The organism is Ohtaekwangia koreensis (assembly GCF_900167975.1).
Taxonomy (GTDB): domain Bacteria; phylum Bacteroidota; class Bacteroidia; order Cytophagales; family Cyclobacteriaceae; genus Ohtaekwangia; species Ohtaekwangia koreensis.
In genome coordinates, this window is the sequence record NZ_FUZU01000001.1 from 361,045 (window position 1) to 386,756 (window position 25,712).

Consider the following 25,712-nt stretch of genomic DNA (forward strand, 5'->3'; position numbering starts at 1 on the left):
AGAAGGCCTCAAGTAAATTATATAATAAAGCCGGGTGACTGATCATCCGGTCACTAAAACTCTGTCTTATGTTAAAAGTATTTATAGAACGGCCGGTACTGGCCACCGTTGTGTCGATCATTCTTGTGCTGCTGGGGACGCTTTCATTAATGAACCTCCCGGTAACACAATTCCCGGATATAGCACCACCGAGTATACAGGTGCAGGCAGTATATCCTGGCGCGAACGCTGAAGTCGTTGCCCGTTCAGTAGCCACCCCGATAGAGGAAGCTGTGAATGGTGTGGAGAACATGACCTATATGACGTCAACCTCCAACAACGATGGGTCTATGATCCTGACAGTATATTTCAAACTCGGTACGGATCCTGACCTTGCTGCTGTGAACGTGCAGAACCGTGTGTCGAAAGCTACCAGCTTATTGCCATCCGAAGTTGTGCAGGCGGGTATATCTACACAGAAGCAACAGAACAGTATGATCATGGTGACGAACCTGGTGAGCGATGAAAAAATGTATGACGAAACATTTTTGCAGAACTATGCCAAGATCAACATCATTCCGGAAATACAACGTGTGCCTGGTGTAGGCCAGGCGATGGTATTCGGATCGAAAGATTACTCCATGCGCATTTGGCTGAAGCCTGATCGTTTGGCTTCGTATGGTTTAGCAGTACAAGATGTATTGGATGCTATACGCGAACAAAATGTTGAAGCTGCTCCAGGACGATTTGGTGAAAACAGTCAGGAATCATTCGAATATGTAATCAAGTATAAAGGAAAGTTAAACGAAGGAAAGCAGTACGAGGATATTATACTGAAGGCTGATGCCGATGGATCTGTACTTCGGCTCAGAGATGTAGCGCGTGTAGAACTCGGCTCCTATACCTATAATCAGAACACTACTGTAAATGGTAAATCCGGTATCGGTGTGGCGATCTTCCAGACGGCTGGTTCCAACGCCAACGATATACAGACTTCTATCAATGAACTGATGGAAAAGGCTAAAGGTAATTTTCCTCAAGGTATATCATGCTTTAACATCTATAGTACAAAGGAGTATCTGGATGAATCCATCGAACAGGTAATCGAAACGCTGATCGAAGCATTTATACTCGTATTTATAGTCGTGTTTATTTTCTTGCAGGATTTTCGTTCTACACTTATTCCAGCTATAGCTGTACCTGTAGCGATTATCGGTACATTCTTCTTCATGCAGTTGTTCGGGTTTACCATCAACCTGCTTACACTGTTCGCTCTTGTACTTGCCATTGGTATAGTAGTGGATGATGCGATTGTGGTAGTGGAGGCGGTACACTCGAAAATGCAGCTCACGAAAATGAGTGCCAAGAAAGCTACGATTCAATCCATGAGTGAAATCTCCGGAGCGATTGTTTCCATTACATTGGTGATGTCTGCTGTATTTATACCCGTCGGATTTATGCAAGGTCCCGCGGGAGTATTCTATCGTCAGTTCGCATTTACATTAGCGATCGCGATCGTTATTTCCGCTGTCAATGCACTAACATTGAGTCCTGCGCTTTGCGCGTTGTTCCTGAAATCAGATCATGCCGATGATCATGAACATAGCAATGACAAATGGAGCACACGCTTTTTCAGATCTTTTAATACAGGCTTCAGCGCCATGACTGAAAAGTATCTCGGCAGTGTACATTTCCTTGTAAAGCACAGGTGGCTTACGATAGGTGGACTTGCTATCGTAACAGGTGTTACAGTATGGATGTTGCGCACAACGCCTACCGGATTTATACCGAATGAAGATCAGAGCTTCTTTGTATACTCTATAACATTACCGCCAGGTGCATCACTGCAACGTACGCGTGAAGTGGTAAACAAAGTAGAGAACATGATGCATGAACTTGAAGCAACGAATCACTACTTAAGTGTTTCGGGGTTGAACATCATCACCTCTTCCATCAGCTCTAACTATGCTGTTGGTTTTGTAAAGATGAAACCGCATGATGAACGAGGTGCTGTTAAAGATATAAATGCAATCATGGGGATGGTACAACAAAAACTTTCCAGTATAAATGAAGCGGATATATTTACGTTTACGATGCCTACTGTACCAGGCTTCAGTAACATGGCCGGCTTTGAATTGATCTTGCAGGATCGTACCGGTGGATCACTCGAAAAGTTAAACGAAACAACGCAAGGTCTGATCGGAGCGTTGATGCAACGTCCGGAGATTGCGTATGCATTTACGACATTCAATACTGCCAACCCGCAGTTTATGTTGAATGTTGACGAGAAGAAAGCAAAACAACTCGGTGTATCCGTAAGTGATATATTGCAGACACTGCAGGTATATTACGGAAGTACATTTGCTTCTGACTTCAACCGCTTCGGTAAATTCTATAGAGTGATCATGCAGGCGGAAGCTCCTTCCCGTGATGATCCGAATTCTCTGAAAGGCATGTATGTGAAGAACTCGTATGACGAAATGGTACCGCTCAGTACACTCGTGGTCTTAGAACGGGTATATGGTCCAGAGACCGTTACACGGAATAACTTATTCACCGCAGTAACGATCAACGGTGTTCCGAAACCTGGCTATAGCTCGGGGGATGCCATCAAAGCAGTTGAAGAAGTAGCAGCACAATATTTGCCGCGTGGCTATAGCTACGAATGGGCCGGTATGACAAAAGAAGAAATCGCTTCCGGTGGACAGGCAGGTTTCATCTTTACACTCTGTCTCATATTTGTATACTTCCTGCTGGCAGCGCAATATGAAAGCTATATACTTCCATTGTCGGTTATACTTTCAATACCACTGGGGATCTTTGGAGTATTTCTCTTTATAAACTTATTCGGTATCGATAATAATATATATGTACAGGTAGGACTGATCATGCTCATTGGTCTGTTGGCGAAGAACGCCATTCTGATCGTAGAGTATGCGGTGCAGAGACGAAGAGCGGGAATGGATTTGTTGGCTTCTGCTATTGAAGCTTCCAAACTTCGTCTGCGCCCAATCCTGATGACATCCTTTGCATTTATAGTGGGCTTGTTGCCGCTGATGCGCGCGAACGGAGCATCTGCTTTGGGTAACCGGTCTATCAGTACAGGTGCAGCCGGTGGAATGTTGACGGGTGTATTGCTGGGTATCTTTGTGATCCCTGTGCTATATATCATCTTCCAGTACCTGCAGGAAAAAGTGACGGGTGCTCCCAAGCCTGAAGAAATTACCGAATAGTAATAACAGTTAATTTGTTGAATCATGTATAGTAACAGATTTATATATAGTAGTATAGGCGTGGTGTTGTTCGCGGTTGTTTTGCTGGGTTGCTCGGTAGGTAAAAATTACAAGCGCCCGGATCTGAAAGCCCCGCAGCAGTTTGGTACAACGGTACAGCCATCCGACAGCAGTATAGCAACGCAATCGTGGAAAGAGTTTTTTACCGACACCACATTATTGCGATTGATTGATAAGGCTGTAGTCAATAATTTCGATTTGCAACTCGCAATCAAACGTATTGCTATAGCAGAGTCGCGCGCGAAACAAGCACGCGCAGCGTGGCTTCCCACATGGAGTGTACAGGCATCAGCCTCTACAAACAATCCTTCCGGAAATAGTTTGAACGGTATAAGCCTGAGCAGTTTCCTTGGCACAAACCACATTGAGGATTATACATTGAGCTCAACCATTTCGTGGGAGATTGATGTATGGGGAAAAATAAGAAGATCGAAGCAGGCTGCATTAGCGGATTATCTGCAGACGTTCGAAGCTGGTCGTGCAATACAGACTCAACTTGTGGCGCAGGTTTCCAATGCATACTATAATTTATTAATGATGGATGCACAGCTCGCGATAGCAAATAGAAATGTACTCCTAAGTGATAGTATAGTGCAGATGATGCAGTTGCAGAAAACCGCTGGTGAAGTGACTGAACTGGCCGTGCAGCAAGCGGTAGCGCAACAACAAACTGCAGCGTTACTGGTTCCGCAGTTGGAGCAAGCTATAGCGATACAGGAAAACGGACTTCGTTTATTGTTAGGCGATTGGCCTGGTGCAGTTAGCCGGAATACAGAGCTGAGTACGTTGATTCTGAACGACTCTATATTTGCAACCGGTGTACCCATCGACCTGTTGAGTCATCGTCCGGATGTACGCGCAAGCGAGAAAGGTTTAGTGGCTGCTAATGCACGCGTGGGTATAGCGCAAGGTAATATGTACCCTGCGCTAAACCTTACGGCTACTGGCGGACTAAATGCATACGAAGCGAGCAACTGGTTTAATATACCGGCATCTTTATTCGGAACCGTGATGGGAAGTCTTACACAACCAATCTTTCAGAGGCGTACCCTGCGAACACAACTTGAAATTGCTAAAGCAGAACGTGAGCAACGCGTGATAGAATTCAGACAGTCCGTAACAGGTGCAGTACACGAGGTTACCAATGCGTTGATTCGGTTGGATAAACTGAAAACACAACAGCTAGTTGTAACAACACGCGTGGAGACATTGCAACAAGCTGTGAAGAATGCGCGATTACTTTTCAGAAGTGGCATGGCCAACTATCTCGAAGTAATCACGGCACAGAGCAATGCGCTGCAAGCTGAACTTGATAAAGCAGACATCACACGCCAACAATTAAGCGCACGTGTTGAGCTATACCAATCACTCGGTGGAGGTTGGAAGTAATTTTAAAAAACTTTGAGGTATGAGTCGTGCGCTACGAGTTAAAAGCTCGTAGTGTATTGCTCAGAACTCGTAACTATAAAATGGCCAGCGATGGCCATTTTTTATTTCGGAAGGTTTGATCTCTGAATTCAGAGGGCTGGTCTACACATCGTTGCCATCGTACATGATCCTGTCTTATAAAGCGTTCTTTCGGAGCTGCGTATTTTTTTACCAACGTGGCTGAATAGAAACACCTTTGAATAACAGGACCTGAGCATTGATATTGACACAGTGTTTTCCCCTAAGCCTTCTCCGTGTCGCAGAGTATGGACTGCTGATGCTATCGCTATGCATGAGTACAACGGTAGCGGTATGGGCGCAAAACACTTCTCCGGAAAAGAGAGATTCTGTTCAGTCATATCAACCCGGTACAAAACCATCCTATAAAGCAGAGGACCGATACGGTGACCCCTTCTCAAATCCAGAGACATCATCACCATTATTACTGAAAGATCCCGACCGGGTAAAAGTAGATATACAAATCGATACCTCCGGCAATTATACTATATATGAAAAGGTAGGCGGGTTGCAATATCGTCCCGTATCGACCATGTCACTGGAAGAATTCAAACAATACCAGGAACGCGAGCAATTAAAAAATTACTGGAAGAGCAGAACCAAAGCAAAAGATGGCGAGAGTGCCGTGAGTGGACGAAGTTTGAATCCCAAGATCTTTATCAGTCCTATACTGGATCGCATCTTCGGTGGAAGCTATATAGAACTGGTGCCGCGGGGATATGTTACGCTTGATTTTGGTGCTGCATTCCAGCGTATTAATAATCCCTCGATTCCAATCCGCCAGCAACGCAGTGGCGGGTTTGAATTTGATGAGCAGATCAACCTGAGTGTTGTCGGAAAAGTAGGAGAGAAGCTTTCCGTTTCAGCAAACTTTGATAATAACAATTCATTCGACTTCCAGAATAACATGAAGGTTGAATATACCGGCTTCAAAGAAGATATACTTCAGAAACTTGAAATCGGTAATGTTAGCCTTCCGTTGAATAATACGTTGATACAAGGCTCGCAAAATCTGTTTGGTGTAAAAGCGCAAATGCAATTTGGTAAACTGAAGGCTACAGTAATTGCTTCGACTCAACGCGGCAAAGCTTCATCGGTAAATGTTGATGGCAGCAGCAACGGGCAGAACCGACCGTTTGAAATTATAGCTTCCAACTACGATGAGAATCGGCATTTTTTCCTCGGGCATTTCTTTCGGGATAATTATACCAAGTGGATCTCCAACACACCGCAGGTTATTTCTGGTATAAATATAACCCGCGTGGAAGTATATGTATTGAATCGCAAGAGTGATACACAAACACTTCGCAATGTTGTAGGACTTATGGATCTGGGCGAGGGTAAAAGAATTTACAATGCAGCCGTTACTTCCAATGGAACAGCGATGCCAGCATCCAACAAAGCCAATAATCTTTTCGATTTTGTAACAGCGCAGAGCCGGGCAGCAGATAACATTAATACTACGCTGGAAACTTTTTTTGCTGAGGATAATAACAACGGTACCGACTTTGAGAAGATCACCGGTGCGCGAAAACTGGCTGCTACAGAATATACTTTCCATACACAGCTTGGTTATCTTACCTTGAGCACAAAGCTGCAAAGTGATGAAGCGCTGGCTGTATCATATGAATATACCTATAATGGTAAGTCCTATACGGTAGGCGAATTGTCGGAAGACTATTCTAATCTTAAGGATGAGGAAGTAGTCTTCCTGAAGCTTCTTCGTCCGCGGAAGATCGCTATACATGATTCCGATGGTGAAACGATTCCTACCTGGGACTTGATGATGAAGAATATATATACCCTGGGAGCCACACAACTTTCACAGAGTGGCTTTGAGCTGCGCGTGATTTATCGCGATGATGCCTCCGGTATAGATAATCCACAGCTACAGGCCGGTAACACAGTGCGTACCCGACAGCTCGTGGAAATTATGGGTCTTGATAAACTGAACACGTTAAGTGACCGGCAACGCGATGGTAACTTTGATTTTGTGGAGGGTGTTACGATCAACTCAACATTGGGTCTTATCATATTTCCTTACCTGAAACCGTTCAGCGAAGCACTGCGTGAAGCCTTTGATGGTGAGCCTACCGAGAACGCACTGATCACAAAGTATGCTTATGATACACTATATGGCACCACGAAATCGGACGCTGCTTTATTTGCTTCCAAGAATAAATTCTATATCACCGGAGAGTATACTGCAAGTTCCTCAAGCGAAATTATTATACCCGGTTTTGGCGTGGCACAGGGTTCTGTAAAGGTGTATGCCGGTGGTATTTTGCTTACCGAAGGAACAGACTATGTAGTAGACTATACATTTGGTAAAGTGACTATCCTCAATGAATCCATTATGAATTCTGGTAAGGATATAGAAGTACAGTATGAGCAGTCCGATGCTTTTTCTTTTCAGAATAAAAGTCTGTTGGGTACACGCATGGATTACAAACTAAACGATGATGTCAATTTCGGTTCTACATTGCTATACTATAACGAACGCCCTACGGTAAGTCGCAATACAGTAGGTACTGAGCCTGCGCGCAATGTTCAATACGGCATCGACTTCAACATCAACAATAAAAGCAGAATGCTCACCAAATGGGTAGATGCATTGCCGTTGATCCAGACTAAGGAAGAATCAACGGTGAACTTTACCGGTGAATTTGCCCAGCTTCTTCCCGGCACATCCAACGTAATTGATGGTGAAGGTACAGGGTATATAGATGATTTTGAAAATACGACAACCCCGTATTCACTGATGAGTCCTGCCGGATGGAAACTTTCCTCTGTACCGAAAACTGATGACTATCGTTTTGATCCAAGCGGTGGGATAGTGGATGATATAACGGCCGGGTATAAGCGCGGAAAAATTGCATGGTATACAATCGATAATCAATTGCAACGCAGTAGCGGTTCGTTGAAGCCCGATAACATTAGTGAAGAAGATCTCTATAATCATTATGTACGGGGTGTTGGTCCACAGGAGATTTTTCCGAACAAGCAACTCACGCAAGGTATATATTACGAACAGGTATTTGATGTGGCCTATTTTCCGAATGAAAGGGGCCCCTATAACTATAATCCTTCGCTCGATAACAACGGACTTCTCCCAGCACCACAAGATACCTGGGGAGCGATTACGAAAGCAGTTACATCCGAAACCGATTTTGATAAGGCAAATATAGAGTATATAGAATTCTGGATGATGGATCCGTTTATTAACCTTTCAAGCGGTACGGGAAAAGTACTCGATGGAATTTTTAATAAAGTAAATACAACCGGAGGAAAACTTATTTTCCAACTTGGAAATATATCAGAAGATGTGATGCGCGATTCGCGCCATGCCTTTGAGAATGGCTTGCCTGGCGATGGTAACCTGGCAGGAGAAGTTGCTGCCAACAGTTGGGGATACGTTACCACCGAACAATATCTTACCAGTAGTTTTGATAATACATCAACCTCTGCCCGTAGTAACCAGGACGTTGGTTTCGATGGATTGCCCAATGAAAAAGAGCCAGAATATTTCAGCAGTTATCTGAATACTGTAAATGCAGCCGCGCGTGAGAAAGTGCAGAGCGATCCTTCGGGCGATAACTTTACATATTTCCTCGATAGTAAATACGATGCTGCCAATGCAAAGATCCTGCAGCGCTATAAAGATTACAATGGACAGGATGGCAACTCGCCCATTGCGTCAAGCTCAGCGATATCATACTCCAGCTACCTCACGCCAGACAACGAAGATATAAATGCCGACAATACGCTGAATGAAACGGAAGAGTATTACCAGTATGATATTGATCTTAAGCCCGGCAAACTCGCCGTGGATAATGAATATATAGTGGACAAGATCACTACCACGAATACAAATGAACTTGAAGAATCCGTAACGTGGTATTTATTCAGAATTCCGATTCGCGAGTATGAATCAAAGTTTGGCAACATTGAAGACTTTAAGTCGATTAAGTACGTTCGCATGTTGCTCACCGAGTTTAAGGAGCCCGTGGTATTGCGTCTTGCTAATTTCCGTATGGTGGGAAGTTATTGGCGGAGATATACTACAGATGACCTGAACGATTCCGGGTTCGGTGAGATCACAGAACCGAACCTGGATAACTTCACGGTATCGGTAGTTAACCTGGAGGAGAATTCCGTTAAAGATATAGCAGCGAATAAATCAGGATATATAATTCCACCGGGTGTAGTGCGCGATCGTGATAACACCTCTTCCGTATCACGTTTGCTGAATGAACAATCTGTACAGGTATGCATCGATGATCTGGCCGATGGCACCTCGCGGGCTATATACAAAAATCTTTCTGTCGATCTTTTTAATTATGGGCGTGTTAAAATGTTCTTCCATGCAAACAGCGAAGCCGGTAACGATGATCTGTATGCGTTCATTCGTCTGGGTACAGACTTTACAGATAATTACTACGAGATTCAGATTCCTTTAAAAGTTTCCGATGCGAGTAACGAAACTGAACGCGGTGTGTGGCCTGAAGAAAACGAGATCGATCTTGCGCTAAACGAATTATATACCTTAAAGACTGCACGCGATAAGTCCAACTTCTCATTAACCGACCGCTATCCGCTGGCCGGACCAAAAGAAGTGGGCAGACATTTACTTCGTATACTCGGGCGCCCTGATCTCAGCAGTGTGCTCGCTGTGATGATTGGTGTTCGTAATCCGCGAACAAGCGACAAGCGATCATACTCCGTTTGCCTGTGGGCGAATGAATTGCGAGTAACTGATTTTGATCGTACTGCTGGTTGGGCGGTAACATCTTCAGCCAATATAAAGCTTGCAGATTTCGCTACTATAAATGCTGCGCTAAGGCATACCACCTATGGATTTGGGAGCATCAGTTCGAAAATATCCGAGCGCACACGCGATGAGACAACATCGTATGACGTATCTGCTGCAGCTAATCTGGATAAACTATTGCCGGGAAATACGGGTATAAAAATTCCAGTCTTTGCAAGCTATGAAAATAGTACAGCCACTCCGAACTATGATCCTGCAAATCCCGATGTAAAATTAAGTGCAGCACTTGAAGCTTTCAATACAGAAGATGAGAAACGAGAATACCTGAAAATTATACAAGACCGAACGGTGAGGCGAAGTTTGAATTTTACCAACGTACGGAAAGTAAAAGTAAATCCCAATGCACGCTCTAATATATGGGACGTTGAAAATCTGTCGTTCAGTTACTCTTATAGCGATGCGATCCAAAAAGATTTTACTACCGTGCAAAACCTGAACAAGCAGTATAAGGGTTCGGTGGTATATAATTTCAGTCCGAAGACAACCGGTATAGAGCCCTTTAAAAATTCAGCGGGCTTGTCATCGCCCTGGCTCAAGCTTATTAAAGATTTTAATATAAGCCTGATGCCTGCCAATATAAATGTGCGGATGGACTTGAACCGGTCGTTCACGAAAACTATATATAGGAACTCGGGTAGTAGTGGCGACTTTGTGGAGTCGGATGCTTCGTATGTAAAGTATTTTGTATTCAATCGACAGTATAATGTCAAGTGGAATTTATCGAAGAACCTTTCTTTTGAATATGCTGCGCTCGCGAATGCCGTGATTGATGAGCCGGAGGGAGATATCAACACGCAGGAAAAGAAAGATAGTGTTATGCACAACCTGAAGAAGCTTGGCCGAATGAAGAACTTCACGCAAGGAGTAACTTTGAATTATACTTTACCATTGGATAAAATTCCAGCTACGGATTGGCTCTCGGCCGACTATCGTTTTCATGCAGACTATACATGGAAAGCGGGAACCTATAATAAAGTGGATTCACTGGTAAAGACCGGTGAACAAGATCTTGTTGATTCACTCGATTTCAAGAATACAATTCAGAATAGCCGCACACAGAATATAGCCGGGCGTATCGATATGGTAAAACTCTATAACAAGATCAAGTTTCTGAAAGTGCTGAACACGCCTGCAAGACCGAGTGCAAAATCATCTGTTAATAATCGGACGCAGACAAGGATTGATACAGTCAAAGCATCGTCTGCTTCAATCAACGGATTGGTAAAAGGGATTTTGAAATTGGTGATGTCGGTGCGCTCGATAAATGCTACTTATAGCTTGACAGAAGGAACTGTTTTGCCAGGATTTAATGATACACCGAAATACTTTGGAATGAGTGAAGACTGGAGTGCTCCAGGATGGGGTTTTCTATTGGGAAGTCAGGATCCGGAAATGCGCTTCACCGCGGCACGAAATAATTTACTGACCAAAAATTCAAGTCTCACGACTATGTTTACACAATCCAGAAGTGAAACGATTACGTTGAGTGCAAACCTGGAACCATCGCCAACGCTGAAGATCACGTTGAATGCGAAGAAAGAAAATATAACTTCTTACGAAGAGATCTTTCGTTACGACCCTGACCAGGCTACCGATGCATCAGGCTTTGCTTCATTGAGTCCCAATAGAAGCGGAAGCTATGCTATATCTACCATCAGTATAAAGACAGCGTTTGATAAAACGAATGGAGATATAGATTCAGATGTATTCAGGAAGTTTGAAGAGAACCTGATCGTGATGCAAAATCGTTTCATGAAGATCAGTGGCAACGAATATGATACAGCTTCGCAGGATATTTTAATTCCGGCATTTATAGCCGCCTATACCGGTAGCAATGCCGGAACTATTTCGCTTACGCCTTTTCCAAAAATGCCTAAACCGAATTGGCGTGTAGATTATTCCGGCCTTGGTAATATCAAAGCGCTGAAGAATATATTTCAGAATTTCACAGTCTCGCATGCGTATCAATCAACGTATGCAGTATCCGCGTATTCCAATTCGCTCGAGTATACCAACGTGGAAGAATTGCGAATTGACCGATCGATTGAAGACTATAATACGTCTTACTATAGCAAAACCGTAGACGGCTCGCCAGTGCCGGTATACGTAATCAGCCAGGTAATTCTGTCGGAGCAGTTTTCTCCGCTCGTGGGTATCAGTGCCCGCACGAAGAGTAAAGTTACGGCAAGCCTTCAATACAAGACGAGGCGCGATTTGACGCTTACGGTTTCCAATGCGCAGGTAACTGAAATATCAACGAAAGATATAGCGTTTGAAATAGGGTTCACCCGCAACAACATGAAGCTACCTTTTAAATCGCAGGGCCGTACCGTTGTATTAAAGAACGATCTCACGTTTCGGTTAAATACAACGGTGAGCGATACACGCACGATCCAGCGTAAAATAGATGATGTTAATACATTGACGAGTGGCGCGATCAGTATTCAAATCCGACCAACAGTAAGCTACGTGGTTAACAAGAAACTAAACCTTCAATTTTATTTTACCCGCTCCATTAATGAGCCACTCGTATCAAGCTCATATCGCAGGGCCACAACCAATGCGGGTGTGCAGGTACGGTTTAGTCTGGCGGAGTAATGTATAGTTGTATGGTTGATTTTAAATTGACCTGATTATACAAGAAACAGCATCTATACTATATAAAAAAAGAAGGCTGTGACTTTTCATCATAGCCTTCTTCAATTTTAGTATATCTTACAAATACTTATTGTGCAGAGAATACTTTCTTCAAGAGCTCGGTTGTTCGGGATCCGGGATCATCACGAATACTTTTTTCTTCTTTTGCCACCATTACAAATAAACCGCTGATTGCTTTTTCAGTAGCATAATCATCGAGATTCGGATTCACTTTTTGAACCAATGGAATTTTGTTATACCGGGTAACAAGATCTTTATAGTATTTCGTAGCGTTTGTCTTTTCCAATGACGCCTGTATAACAGGTTTGAATTTTTCAGTCAAGTTAGATGTAGTTGTGCGCTTTAAATATTGAGTAGCAGCATCATCTTCACCTTTTAAAATTGACCATGCATCCTGGATAGTCATTTGTTTGATCGCTGAAACGAAAATAGGTTTAGCTTCCTTCGCTGCATCTTCAGCACCGCGGTTTAACGCCAATACAAATTTGTCGACCTCTGCGCCCATTCCCATCTGACGAAGTTTCGTTTCAACTTTTTGAACTTCAGGAGGAAAAGGAATTTTTATCTCTGCGTTTTTGAAATATCCATCGGCTTTTGAAACCAGGTCCGATCCTTTTGATGCCCCTTTGGTTAACGCTTCCTTCAATCCTTCTGCTACTTCTTCGGTGCTCAATGCGGATTCTCCTTTTACGGCTTTCTTCAGTTTATCCAACGAGATCTGCGCTGTTCCAATTTTGCAGAGCAGCACCAGGCTTAATAAAAGGATAATTTGTTTTTTCATGTGTGATTAGAGTTAATATGAGTCGTTAGTCAATAACTATACCAGTGTTATTTTCGAACGTAAATATAGAATCGTTTCAGAATATCACCCTCAGGAATGCCAAATCCCGTAAGGTGATGTAATAAAAAACGACAAACTAAATTTTCTCAAGCCTAACGACTTCCGGATCTCAATTTGTTAAGACACTCCCAAGTGAATGAACTGCGTTGTTTTGTAAAGTATGAATGAGTGAAAACATTCTGTCAACGACAATATGTTTTGTGCGGGCGTTGTATTGATTGGACCAAATTTCCAATACTGTTTTTCAGCTCACGGGTATAGCAGGATATTGTACATTCTTCCTATAATCTTTTTTGTGAGCGAGAGCATTAAGATGTGGGGAATTTTTAGCCGTAACCGATCACGTTGTGATTGAGCTTCAGGTGAAAAAACCTCATCCGTAAAATGAATATGTATAGTTTGGTGGTTCAGTCTCACTGCAGGCAATGGAAATATACCTTCATGCCTATACAATTTAAAGAAGGAAGAAAACCAATCAGTCAACAATAATCATTTTCTTCTTCTCCACCATTCTTCCATTTACCAGTAAAGCGTATATATAGGTTCCTTCCGGCAGCTGATCACCATTGATCTCAACTTGCCCTATATTTTCTTTCAGGTTATTCAATACAAGTACCTGTTCTTTATTCACATCGTTGTAAACGATAATGGACGCATTGGAAACGTCCGTGGCCTGGTAACGGATTATAGTTGATTCAGATTTTGATAGCGGGTTAGGATAATTTTGTCCAAGGTCGAGCTTGCCTACATATGGGAATCGCTGCGTGCTTTCTATCAATAGAAGATCATTCCATTTTCGTCTGTCAGATACTTCCTGTGCATGCGTGCCGAAGTATGTAATAGCCGATATTGCCAATAGTATAATTTGCTTCATAGTATATTTCGTATACAACATTATGAAGGCTACACCGAATGTGAAACAAAAGTAGATGAAACGGGATAATAACCGGACGTCTGCGAAGAGAACATCGAGCAGAATTATCTGTATAATTATTCTATTGCTTCTGATGCCAGCCCTGGGGATTGAGGTGTGTTTGTTGCTGAATTTTATCATGGCTTTTTATTATTCAATGTAAGCAGGTAAATAATTTACTGGCGACAGAAATATATACCAGTTAATGTGTTGCGGTAGCATCTTCTTTATTACCTGCCGCAAAAGCAGGGGTGAAGCAGATCGAAATTGTCATGCGTGATGGTGCCTTAGTGAAAATGTAGTGTAGGACAGTAGTATAACCTGGTCTATCGCTATAGTGTGGCTATAGCGTTTATGCTGTTGTATCTTCCGGTGAAGAATATAAATTGTTGCTAACACCTCAGATATATACTACCTTTACGGAACAGCACTTTCTTTGTACGCTAGTTGTTACCGCGTTTCAGCGATCGATGCAGAAGGAGCAGAAGGCCCTTCGGGTGAAGCTGTGAGTAATGATAATTGTCCATATCGTGAATTGCCAAATGTATTTACTCCAATGCAGACGGTTGCAATGAAGTTTTTCAGCGTACAATACGAAATGAATATAACGGGTATATAAGATCCGTATATGAGTATTGTTCCGATAATGAGAATTCCATGAATATTCTGGAATGGAAGGGATAATGGTGGGAATGACTTACCTACGGGTGTTTAGAATTATACTGCGGATGTGGAGTTTTACGTTATGAGTCCATTAGCGAGAACCGCAAGATAAAAGGATGGGTGCATTTCTTACGATGATGAGTCCGTCCAATAAAGTTTTTTTCTTTTTGGTCGACAGTATTGGCCCGGTGAGCTACACATTTTGAATAGGAAGAAGTTTTCATTTGAAGATTAATTTATTTTAGTATCAAGGATTTTATGAGAATAAAAAATAACAATCAACCATTGAAGTATATAACTACACTGTTGGTATGTTGTGTTGTGAGTTTCGCTGCTCATGGACAGCAGGCTCAGGATTTGAAAGATATTGTATTGTATGATCCGCTGTTCTGGAAGGAGCAGTTGAAGTTAAAAGATGCGCAGTGTAAATATATACAGCGTGTCAATATTGAGTATTATGAAAACCTCAAACGCGCGTTTCAGGATTTTCCGCAAGACCGTGCGACAGTGCAATTAAGAGCCGCACAATATTTAGTGCAGCGGAGTCAGAAGATCTGGGATACATTTCATCCTAACCAGCGAAGAAGATGGAAGAAGCTGTGGGATCATAATTATGCAGAACACAAAAATGGCAAGCATAATGATGAGCCTACATCTATGTTGACAAAACCTCCCTTTCTATTTCAATTGTAAAAGCTATTATGAAAATACGTTGTATTCCTGGCCATGTGGTGATGGTGGTATGCCTGCTTGCAGGCAGTTTTGTGAAGGGCCAGGCACAAGATCGATGTGGAGTGGTAGAGGTAATGCAAAACCTGCGGAATAAAAAGTCAATCCTCGAAAGTGATGTTCAGTTCGAACAATGGATGGACAAACGAAAAGTTAATGCTGCAGGCCGCACCAATGCATCCGAAAAATTTCTGATACCCGTTGTAGTACATGTCATTCATAGGGGAGAGGCCGTAGGCGTAGGCACAAACATTCCCGATGAGCAAATCATTTCACAGATCAAAGTATTGAACAATGATTTCAACCGGCTCAACGCCGATGCTTCTAATACACCGGCGGCATTTCAATCTGTCGCAGGAAGTATAAATATAGAATTTGTATTGGCAAAGCAATCGCCCAGTGGTGATGAGACAACCGGTATAGTAAGAGTAAAAGGCGCGAAAAGCTCATGGTCAACAAATGATGATGCTGCCTTGAAGGCAACGAGTTACTGGCCTGCCGAAAATTATTTGAACATCTGGGTAACGAATCTCTCATCAAGCCTATTGGGCTATGCGCAATTTCCGGTATCAAATCTGGCGGGACTTGAAGATGCAGAAGATGAAAGGCTTACCGACGGTGTGGTAATTGACTATGCTGTATTTGGAAGCAGCGATGATGGCGATTTCGCTCTTAATTCTGAATTTGATAAAGGTCGAACAGCAACACATGAGGTTGGTCACTTTTTGGGACTCCGTCATATCTGGGGAGATGACGATGGGGCCTGTGGTGGAAGCGGTGATTATGTTTCGGATACTCCTGATCAGGGCGACTATACTTCGAGTGAATGTTCTGAGGGGCCTATATCTTCCTGCAGTGTGAATACGATGTTCCAGAATTATATGGACTATTCGGATGATGCGTGCATGAATCTTTTTACGCAGGAACAAGTTGGTCGCATGATAACGGTAATGGAAAATAGTCCGCGCAGAGTAACACTTCCTGATTCTCCTGGACTGACAGAACCTGATCCAAACGCAGTGAGAGATATAGCTATTGTTAGTATTGTTGAGCCTTCATCCGTTCGGTGCGAAGAGACTGCGATACCTACGGTGATCATTAAAAATAACGGCACGGTAACCATCACCAGCTTGAAAGCAACCTATACATTGAACAACGGTACAGCCAAGAGTTCTTCATTTAAAGATATAGCGGGATTTATACCGGGTACGGAAATTGAATTAAACTTGCCATCCATCACGCTCGCTGCTGATGAGAATACATTGGAGGTGGTGATTTCTGATCTCAATGGATTTTCAGATAAGTACCCTGCAGATAACACGAAAGTCAGAACGGTTGTAGTAAATACATCATCAGATGTGATTCCGCTTCGCGAAAACTTTGACAGCAATTCATTTGAAAATCAATGGACCATGGTGAATCCATCCAGTGGAATGAACTGGGAGAAGATCACTACAAATTATAATCAGTCGCTATATTTCAATGCTGCCACGAATGAAGTTGAAGGCGATGAAGCATGGCTTGTAAGTCCGGTGCTTGATTTTTCTAGTGCTACTACAGCGAGTATGTTTTTTGATTTGTCGTATCGGTACCTGAGCACCGATGGAAATAGAAATAGCCTGGATAATCTGCAAGTGCTCGCTTCATCAGATTGTGGCGTAACCTACGATAAAGTTTTGTTTGACGAGACGGGCACATCTTTATCTATCGATGAGAGCGCTGTAACATCTATACCTACATCAAAAGAAGACTGGCAGCGCAATTACGTAAACCTCACAGCCTTTGCTGGCAAGAGTGATGTTCGTCTCGCCTTTGTTTTTTCCAACGACAACGGAAATAATATATACCTGGATAACATTGAATTTTTTACATCGGATGATAAAAATCCAAATTCTGTGAGCAGCCCTTTTGTCGTATACGACAGCGATCCGATTACTCCCAGCGACTTCTATATTACCTTTAATCTTACAGAGCGCCAGCCTGTGCAATACGAACTTGTAGATGTGATGGGGAGGCAAGTTGTTGCGCAACAACTGCAGGATGTGCTTAACCAGACGTATGAAGTCAATGCCGAAAATACAAGTAGTGGAATTTACTTTTTAAGACTTAAAATCGGGGAATTATATTACACAACGAAAGTCTTCGTAGACAACTAGTTACTTTCCGCAAATTGCGTGTATGAACGCTTATAATATATATTTGCGGATTATGAAAAGGATTGTAGTTATTGGATTAGCCACTTTGATGTCTTTAAGTGGTTATTCGCAAACAGCGGGGGATTATCAGACGACTGGAACAGGGTCAGGCTCTTGGTCTACACTTTCAAATTGGCAAACTTACAATGGTACTTCCTGGGTGGCAGCATCAAGTATTCCTTCCGGTGCTGCAGGAACTACAATAACTATTTTGACTGGTAAAACGATAACTTCACCAACTCTCACCTTAAATGGTAATCTAATAATTGGCTCCAATGCCCAACTAACAATCAGTAATTCTGCAACAGGAACAACTGCTGATTTTACAGTGTCATCAACCGGATCTGTAACAAACAATGGCACTTTAGCATTTGCGGCAGGTTCATCAGCTTCAAACCTTACCAACTTGGTAATTGCCGGTTCGTTCACCAATGCTGGAACTATAAGCATATTAGCAAGTAACACGAGGCTAACTGTAAATGGTACTCTAACAAATACCAACATATTTACCGTTAACGCTACAAATTCCATTGCAACCATTAACGGAACGTTCAAAAACTCAGGGACAACTACCTCTACAACCGCAAGGTTAGTATTTGCAGGTGGCTCAATATACGAACACCTTTATACTACAACCGCAGGTACTATTCCCTCAGCAACTTGGAATAGCAACTCAACCTGCTTGATTTCAAGCTATACAACTAATACCGCCGCGCCAGTAAGGCTAGATTCAGACTTTGGGAATTTTACATGGAACACACCTGCACTTGCGCAAGATGTGAACTTAGACGGTCTTCTTGTTTCTGTTGCTGGTACGTTGACTATAACTTCAACAGGAACGTCTACTGTTTATTTAGGTTCAACGGATTTAAAAATTGGAGGGAACCTATCCAATAATGGTAGCTTTGATGCTAGTACAGCGACGTTAGTCTTCAGTAATCTAACCACTGCCCAATCGATAACCGGTATTATAAATGTCGGTAACATTAGCATTGATAATCCTGCAGGCGTGAATCTGGACGGCACTGTTAATCTTACCGGTTCTTTAACATTGAATAGTTCAACAGATATTTTTGATGCCGATGGTTCTAGCGACGCAGGTACACTCACGCTCCTATCCACAGGAGATGATCTAGCAGCAGATGCTTCCATTGCAGCAATTCCATCGGGAGCAACTTTTCAAGGTAATGTAACCGTGCAACGGTACATGAGTGGCGAAGGCTTTAGAATGTACCGCTATATATCTTCTCCGGTCCAAGCCGCTACAGTTGCGAACTGGCAAGATGATTTTTCTATCACGGGAAAATTTACGGGCACTTCAAAAACAGATCCATCTACAGGTACTAATACCGTATGCGGTTATGCCTTAGGTACTGCAGCTACTATGTTTTATTTCAATGAAGCGACACAAACTTATGTCGCTTATCCAACAACAAACTCATCCGCTGTGTTAACTCCAGCAAGAGGTTATTCAGCTTTTGTTCGTAATTGTTCAAGTCCAACTATAATTGACGTTAGAGGCTCGATAAACCAAGGTACTATAACTTTAAACTCATCCAGCACGCCTAGTCTAACCTTTACTACAACCGGGAGCAACTCTGCTCTTTATGGATATAACCTGGTGGGCAATCCATATCCATCAGCATTGGATTGGGAGTCTTCTGCCTGGGCAACCAGCAATATAAGTTCTGTTATGGCTATATCAGATAATAGCAGCGGAAGCCTTGTATATCGCTACTATGATAATACAGATTTTAGTGGAGATGATTTTATTGCACTTGGTCAGGCATTTTGGGTGCGCGCTACAGGAGCTTCACCTTCTCTTACCTTTAGTGAAGATGTTAAAGCGCCACAAGGTTCTTCCTATAGCTTTTATAGAAAAGCAAGCCCAGTATTGGATAGGTTAACTATTACTGTTAGTAATGGTACTTTAGAAGATAAAGCTTTTGTTAAAGTGAATTCTGCAGCAAAGGCAACGCTTGATAATTATGATGGTCCGAAGATGGATAATTCTCTATTCGATCTGTCAACACTTTCATCAGACAATGTACGGATGGCTATAAACGCTGTCGATAATTTAGCATGCGGATCTCAGGTGCGCATCGACATGAAAGATTTTACAAAGGGTAGCTATAAATTCACATTTGAAAGTGCAGGCCTTCTAACAGGATATACTTTACTTTTTACAGATAAGTATACGAACACCACTACGAACGTTACCGCTACACCTACCTATACATTTACCGTGAGCGATGTTGCAGCGTCAAAAGCATCTGATCGTTTTGTAATCACCCTGAATGAAAAAGCGAATGCTCTGGACCTTGCAGTAGACACCAATCTTAAAGTTTGTGAATCAGGAACTGGTAAGGTTAAAGTATATAATACAGAAGCTAACGTAATGTATTTTGCCTCTGTGAAGAACGAAGTAGTTGGCGACACTCTTGCCGGTGGAAATGCTTTTATTGAATTCACGATCCCTTCATCATCTTTGGTGGAAGGTGAAAATATAGTACAGATCAACGCTGTGAATAGCTGTAATACTACAACAGCGTTAACACAGACGGCATCCATCACCAAATATGAAAGCGCAGTGATCGTGCCATTGGATGCAAGAACGCTTCAGTCAAACTATGCAGCGGGTAATCATTGGTACCAGGACGACAATCTGCTCGCTGATACAACTTCTGTATTGAAAGCAAAAGGAAAAGGAGTTTACCGGTTAGAAGTAACAGCAGGAAACTGCGTATTGACAGCAACGTATACACTAGGCGCTGAACAATTTCCGGATCGGATCTCTTCATTCCCCAACCCTGTAGAAGGTATATTTAACATGAAGTTGCCGATTGAACAAAGCTCCGCTTCTGAACTGCCCATCGTGAATAATGTAGGCGATCAAATTGGCTTGATAAAGCTGGTAGATCACGGAAGTTACTTTACCGGTCAATATGACTTCAGTGCACATCCAGCGGGTTTGTATTTGATTAGAATCGAATCCAGCACGGGACTTCGTAATGTGAAGGTTCTTAAGAAGTAATACTAAATATATTGTCACTACAATCTCCCACAGGTTTAGATTCATCTCTATCTGCGGGAGATTTTTATTTGTGGGTTCGGTGGGCTTGCACTGCCGTTGATTTCGTATTAAACGCAGTGTTCTGACTTTTGCGATCTTTCATACTCATCCTTGAATAATATCTTTATCTTCCAATCAACATTCAAATTTTAAAAATTGTAAGAGAAAGCGCACTTGTCGCAAAGTGATCGAACAAATATTTACCTTCGAAGAAAATTCGCAATAATACTACTGGTTGAAGAATAGCATAAGACCTCTTTTGAAAGTATCGCTACCGATGTATATAGTCTTACTATGCACGGTCTGGCTTTTTTATCCTGAATTTACAGCATGTTCAAAAGATAGTATATGGTGCTCGGTTGCTTATTGGGCAACAGAGTCGGCAGGAAGGATTGGTACACCGGTAATAATCCTGATCACAAGTTTTGTGTTTGCTATTTACGCACAATCTTTAAAAGCAAAAGCGAAGACTTTCTTTAAAACATTTATCGTCTTCAGTATAGTGCTTTCTACCTTTGCTTTTTTGAATGAGCACCTCATTAAGTCGACATTGCAAGTGGCCAGACCGAGCCATACCTATATCATCCGGCAGACAAAATCATTGGCCAGATTAGATTCACTATATACATTGCCAGTTACTGAAAGAAGAAAATTCTTTCAAGGGCTGATCGATGGTGATACGATATCATTTAGAGATACAGATGCCCGTGTACTTAGTCATTGGATAGAAGAAGCCGGGTATTCATTTCCATCCGGGCATTCTTTTAATGCGTTTCTTCTCGGCAGTATACTAGCTTTCAGTATTTACTACATGGCAAATCGTAACTTACGATGGCTCTATATTCTTCCGATGACGTGGGCTGTTTTGGTAGCAGTATCACGGGTGGCTATCGGTGCACATTCAGCGCTGGATGTAAGCATAGGCGGTGCCTTGGGTATTTTAGTTTCTCACACGCTTCTCTATTTCTCGGTAACACAAGCACTCTTAACGCATCAGCGACATGCGGAGAGAGGATGATAAAATATATAGCGTAAAATGAATATCCTGTACGGAGTACCCGGTGAAGGCATGGGACATGCTACCCGAAGCAAAGTAATTATTGATTTTCTATTGAAAGAACACAACGTTCAGGTGGTGTCCAGTTCACGGGCATATCAATTCTTGTCAAAATCTTTTCCAGGCAGGGTGCATGAAATCAAAGGACTTCATTTTGCATATAAGAATGCACAGGTTTCAACGCTGGGTACATTTTTGTTGAATCTCAAATCAGCACCTGCTAACCTCTTGCATAATTTTTCAAAGTATTTGATGATCGATAAAAGTTTTAAGCCTGATGTAATTATCAGCGACTTTGAATCGTTTACACATTTCTTTGCCAAACAACATCGCATTCCACTCATCAGTATAGATAATATGCAAGTGATGGAGCGATGTATACTGGACATCGATATCCCCAAAGAGGAGACGAATAATTACAGGCTTGCAAAAACTATTGTAAAAGCAAAAGTACCTGGAGCAAAACATTACTATATATCCAGCTTTTTTCCCGCTGATATCCGTAAGAAGGACACCAGCATTGTTCCACCCATTGTTCGTGATGCCATTCTGAAGGCGGAGGTTAGCAATGCAGGGCATATACTGGTATACCAGACTTCGAGTTCTTTGTCAGGGATCAAGCAGGTGTTACATCAAATCCCGAATCTGAAATTCTACGTATACGGTTTTAACAAAGATGAGAAGGACAAGAACGTAATTTTTAAAACCTTTAGCGAGCAAGGTTTCGTAAACGACCTGGCCAGCGCCAAAGCGGTTATAGCAAACGGAGGCTTCTCTTTTATATCCGAGGCCGTATACCTTAAGAAACCGGTTTACTCTTTCCCGCTAAAAAATCAGTTCGAGCAATTTATGAATGCAGCCTATATAGAGAAACTTGGGTATGGCAGACACTTTGATGAACTTCAAGCCGATTCTATGAAAGCATTTTTATACGACCTCGATAAATTTGCAAACAAACTTTCTGCCTATAAACAAGATGGCAACAGTCAGCTCTTTAAAGCCCTGCAAAAACAATTGAAAGACATGTAGTATGCTTGATGCTGCTCAGAGTTTTTTATCGAGGATATAGTCTTCCATTAAAAAACCTTCTCCTATATCAATGTTTTCATGTCCAGTAATTTCAAAGCCGATGCGTTTGTAAAAATCAACAGCATTATTCTGGCGGTTAACATTGAGGGTAAGGGTATAATTATTTTGTGCTCGTGCAGCAGCAGCAACGGTATCCATCAGCATTCTGCCAACACCCTTTCCCTGGCTTTTGGGCAGGATGTATATTTTATGAATTTTCGTCTTTGGCTGATTCTTATAGTTCGTTTCGTATGAGGCATAACCAAAGTATTCGCCGTTTTCTACAGCCAGTATAAAGACGTGTCTTGATTCCTTGATCTGTTTTTTCAGAGCATCAACATCATACATCCATTCTAGCATATAGGCTATTTGCTGCATGGAGATGATTTCGCCAAATGTAGCGGGCCAGGTGTCATACGCGATCTGTTTAATGATCAGAAGGTGTTCATCTTTTGCTGTAATTATTTCCATTGTGTGATTTTATATCAAATTTCTGTAAACTCTTAATGATAATAATATAAGAGTGCTAGATATGAATCCTTGACACAAACGTCAAGTGTATATTGTCAATGATTCAGATATCTATTTGTGAACACTAACTGTTCAATTTCGATCTACGTACGTATAATGTTTCCGTTGAATTTTATTAGTGTCTCATTGGTGGTTACATATTCTTCTATATATAATAGGTGAAGTGCAATGTTTTTAGGCTTTTGCTCTAGTCTCCTCGTTGTTTAGAGCAAAGTTGCATCAAAACATATTTTATATGAGTAATCCGATGCAGCTATGATAGATTATTCTGTCAAGAACGAATCCTTTACTCTTTATATACTTTACCCCTTTTCTCCAGTAGAGTTATAGTCGTTTTGAAGCGGAAAAAAACTTTTTATTGAATGTTAATTTTTTATTACGGAACAAATTTCTGTGAAAATCGTACGGAGATCTTTTTAAAGAAATCTGAATCTAAATTGATGATACTTTCGTTTGACCGGCCCGCTTCCGACAGAATTATACCGTTCAGGAAAAGTTCCTGTGTTAAGGAAAATTAACGTTTGCACTGTAACAAAAAGAAGGATTCTTCCGTCTTAGAGTCATATACGAAACGAACTTAACTTAACATCAATATGAAAAAATCATTGTCTATCGTTGCAGCCCTGATGATCTTCAGCAGCACTTTATTTGCAGGTATAATTGATAACCCAAATGCCGCTACCGGTATGGCTATCATGAAAAATGGTAGCACTATCAAATTGTTTTACAAAGGAACAAAACAGGCTGATGTGAAAGTATCAATCTACAATGCAACTAATAGCCTTGTATACTCTGAAACTATTAAAAATGTAGATGGCTTCGTGAGACCATACAACTTTTCAAATCTTGCAGAAGGTGAATATTCAATCGAACTTATTGGTGACAACGGACGCCAGATTGAACGTGTGAGCTACAAACTTGGTAAAGTAGAGAAGCTTGCAAATGTACTGCATGTAGCTGGTGAACGTAATAAATATATACTTACCGTTGCGAACAAAGGTCAAGATGTTCTTACGGTGAAGATCTACGGTGATAAAGGCACTCTGTTATATAGCAAAGTTGAAAATGTAGATGGCGATTTCGCTCAGGTATATAACTTCGAACAATATGCAGGCAGCATTACATTTGAGGTTTCTGATTCGAAAGGCGTTACAAAATCATTGAGCCTATAATCAGTAGAATTAAAAGACTTTAAAAGACCTCTCTGAAAAAGACCCTGAAAGTGTTGCCATGAAAATGGCAACACTTTTTTTATTGACTATATTTTTCTTGTTGGTTAGTTCCAGGCCTTGCGCAGCAAAAGTTTATTGTCAAGGAACCATACTTCAGATGACTCCGCAAACAATTCAGAATGGTTCTCATATACCGCTTCACTCTTTATGAGTTCGTCCTTTATACTTTGATCAAGCCAATCGAAATTGAATTCTTCTTTTGATAACGAAGATATAGTCGAATCACGCTGTTGTGCATCTTTTAAAAGCTGTGCAAATGTAGCAGCGTCAAAGTACAAGATCGCTTCCAGGTAACTATCGGACGGCCCAGGAGTGGACAGCCTTTCATTTTGTCCGGAGTTGTCCATAAAGGTATACTTGAATTTTGCTGCTGTTGGTTCATAGAGTCTCAAGTTAATAAGCTTACCAAGCGTTGCGGTGTCAGAAGAGAGTGTTGTGGAGATGTTTCCTACTGTTTGAGTGTCAGGTGATGCATTTTTGTTGTTCAGTTTTTCTTTACAGGACATTGTAAGTGCGAGTATAATGCCACAGCCTATATATTTTAATGCAGGACTCATAATACGTAAAGCTATAAAAAAAGAGAGCCTTCCTTGCAGACGGCTCTCCATGCGTGAAATCACAATACTATATATTTTATTCTTTTACATCGTCTCTTTTGCTATCGCGTGTATTCTTTTGCACGGCAATGGCAGCAAACATGCTCAGCACAAATGACATTCCGTAAAATCCTTTTTCGCTTAACGTAAGTGTGGCGTTCCACAAACCGACTACCAGTAATACAACTGCAAGGATGGTTGAAAACCAGCTCAGGCCATAGTATATATTGGTAACGGGTATTCCTTCCAATTGATCGCGAACACTTTTTTGTAGTGAAATGGCGGAGAATAATCCGTACATCAAAACTGTAAAGTAGTAGCCTTTCTCATTCAGCATCATCTCTGCGTTCCAGAGGCCGATGTTAAAAGCTAAGATCCCCGCAAATAAAGCTACCCAGGAAGCACCGATAAATGCATTGGATGGTTTCTGATTCATTGATTTGTTGTTAGATTTTCCTATTCGTATGGCTTTTCGGTTTCGCCCCGTTTTTCGCGTGGTTTCTGGTCTCCACGTTTGCTCAAGTATACATAAATGTTTGTCAAAGTTATTAACAACGTGTTTTTGTTCTAAACGTGAAAACTTCACGAACAGCCACTTCGTCTCTGC

16 protein-coding genes are annotated in these 25,712 nt (G+C 41.8%); 10 read left to right on the forward strand and 6 right to left on the reverse strand.

From position 1 onward, the window contains the following. Positions 1–68 precede the first annotated feature (68 nt). The 3 genes from B5Y40_RS01540 (at position 69) to sov (ending at position 12,147) form a co-directional block, all read left to right on the forward strand. On the forward strand, positions 69–3,212 hold the full coding sequence (locus B5Y40_RS01540) for an efflux RND transporter permease subunit (protein ID WP_079684951.1): 3,144 nt from the start codon (positions 69–71) through the stop codon (positions 3,210–3,212). A gap of 24 nt (positions 3,213–3,236) precedes the next feature. Beyond that, positions 3,237–4,661: an efflux transporter outer membrane subunit gene (locus B5Y40_RS01545; protein WP_079684952.1), complete on the forward strand. Its 1,425-nt coding sequence runs from the start codon at positions 3,237–3,239 to the stop codon at positions 4,659–4,661. Positions 4,662–4,992: 331 nt separating this feature from the next. Further along, entirely contained in the window at positions 4,993–12,147 is a 7,155-nt protein-coding gene (gene sov, locus B5Y40_RS01550; protein ID WP_079684953.1) for a T9SS outer membrane translocon Sov/SprA, read from the forward strand. Positions 12,148–12,274: 127 nt separating this feature from the next. On the opposite strand, the gene B5Y40_RS01555 is transcribed toward sov, so the two are convergent. Next, a complete protein-coding gene (locus tag B5Y40_RS01555) occupies positions 12,275–12,988 on the reverse strand; it encodes a DUF4197 domain-containing protein (protein ID WP_079684954.1) in 714 nt (237 codons plus the stop codon). A 535-nt stretch (positions 12,989–13,523) separates the two neighbouring features. Further along, on the reverse strand, positions 13,524–13,922 hold the full coding sequence (locus B5Y40_RS01560) for a hypothetical protein (protein ID WP_143785560.1): 399 nt from the start codon (positions 13,920–13,922) through the stop codon (positions 13,524–13,526). Between the two features lie 475 nt (positions 13,923–14,397). Here B5Y40_RS01560 and B5Y40_RS01565 point away from each other — a divergent pair, with 475 nt between their 5' ends. The 3 genes from B5Y40_RS01565 to B5Y40_RS01575 all read left to right on the forward strand — a co-directional run bounded on the left by B5Y40_RS01565 (position 14,398) and on the right by B5Y40_RS01575 (position 17,509). After that, positions 14,398–14,580, forward strand: coding sequence for a hypothetical protein (locus tag B5Y40_RS01565; RefSeq protein WP_079684956.1), 183 nt, complete (start codon positions 14,398–14,400; stop codon positions 14,578–14,580). A 302-nt stretch (positions 14,581–14,882) separates the two neighbouring features. Beyond that, positions 14,883–15,317, forward strand: a complete 435-nt coding sequence (locus B5Y40_RS01570) for a hypothetical protein (RefSeq protein WP_079684957.1) — start codon at positions 14,883–14,885, stop codon at positions 15,315–15,317. 8 nt (positions 15,318–15,325) lie between these two features. Next, positions 15,326–17,509, forward strand: a complete 2,184-nt coding sequence (locus B5Y40_RS01575) for a M43 family zinc metalloprotease (protein WP_079684958.1) — start codon at positions 15,326–15,328, stop codon at positions 17,507–17,509. A 180-nt stretch (positions 17,510–17,689) separates the two neighbouring features. Here the strand turns inward: B5Y40_RS01575 and B5Y40_RS29275 are convergent, their stop codons facing one another. Then, on the reverse strand, positions 17,690–18,079 hold the full coding sequence (locus B5Y40_RS29275) for a hypothetical protein (protein ID WP_143785561.1): 390 nt from the start codon (positions 18,077–18,079) through the stop codon (positions 17,690–17,692). Positions 18,080–18,326: 247 nt separating this feature from the next. Here B5Y40_RS29275 and B5Y40_RS01580 point away from each other — a divergent pair, with 247 nt between their 5' ends. The 3 genes from B5Y40_RS01580 (at position 18,327) to B5Y40_RS01590 (ending at position 22,707) form a co-directional block, all read left to right on the forward strand. Next, the gene (locus B5Y40_RS01580; protein ID WP_143785562.1) at positions 18,327–20,582 is read left to right on the forward strand and encodes a T9SS type A sorting domain-containing protein; all 2,256 of its coding nucleotides are present in this window, start codon (positions 18,327–18,329) and stop codon (positions 20,580–20,582) included. 316 nt (positions 20,583–20,898) lie between these two features. Beyond that, the gene (locus B5Y40_RS01585) at positions 20,899–21,639 is read left to right on the forward strand and encodes a phosphatase PAP2 family protein (protein ID WP_079684960.1); all 741 of its coding nucleotides are present in this window, start codon (positions 20,899–20,901) and stop codon (positions 21,637–21,639) included. Between the two features lie 18 nt (positions 21,640–21,657). Next, on the forward strand, positions 21,658–22,707 hold the full coding sequence (locus tag B5Y40_RS01590; RefSeq protein ID WP_079684961.1) for an MJ1255/VC2487 family glycosyltransferase: 1,050 nt from the start codon (positions 21,658–21,660) through the stop codon (positions 22,705–22,707). Between the two features lie 15 nt (positions 22,708–22,722). On the opposite strand, the gene B5Y40_RS01595 is transcribed toward B5Y40_RS01590, so the two are convergent. Further along, positions 22,723–23,217 (reverse strand): GNAT family N-acetyltransferase, encoded by a 495-nt coding sequence (locus tag B5Y40_RS01595; protein ID WP_079684962.1) that lies wholly within the window; start codon positions 23,215–23,217, stop codon positions 22,723–22,725. A 653-nt stretch (positions 23,218–23,870) separates the two neighbouring features. Between B5Y40_RS01595 and B5Y40_RS01600 the strand changes: the two genes are divergently transcribed. Next, positions 23,871–24,449, forward strand: a complete 579-nt coding sequence (locus B5Y40_RS01600; protein WP_079684963.1) for a hypothetical protein — start codon at positions 23,871–23,873, stop codon at positions 24,447–24,449. A 104-nt stretch (positions 24,450–24,553) separates the two neighbouring features. On the opposite strand, the gene B5Y40_RS01605 is transcribed toward B5Y40_RS01600, so the two are convergent. Continuing rightward, the gene (locus B5Y40_RS01605) at positions 24,554–25,066 is read right to left on the reverse strand and encodes a hypothetical protein (RefSeq protein ID WP_079684964.1); all 513 of its coding nucleotides are present in this window, start codon (positions 25,064–25,066) and stop codon (positions 24,554–24,556) included. Positions 25,067–25,142: 76 nt separating this feature from the next. After that, positions 25,143–25,541 carry an inner membrane protein YiaA gene (yiaA, locus tag B5Y40_RS01610; protein ID WP_079687045.1) on the reverse strand — a complete coding sequence of 133 codons (399 nt, stop codon included), beginning with the start codon at positions 25,539–25,541 and terminating at the stop codon, positions 25,143–25,145. Positions 25,542–25,712: the final 171 nt, after the last annotated feature.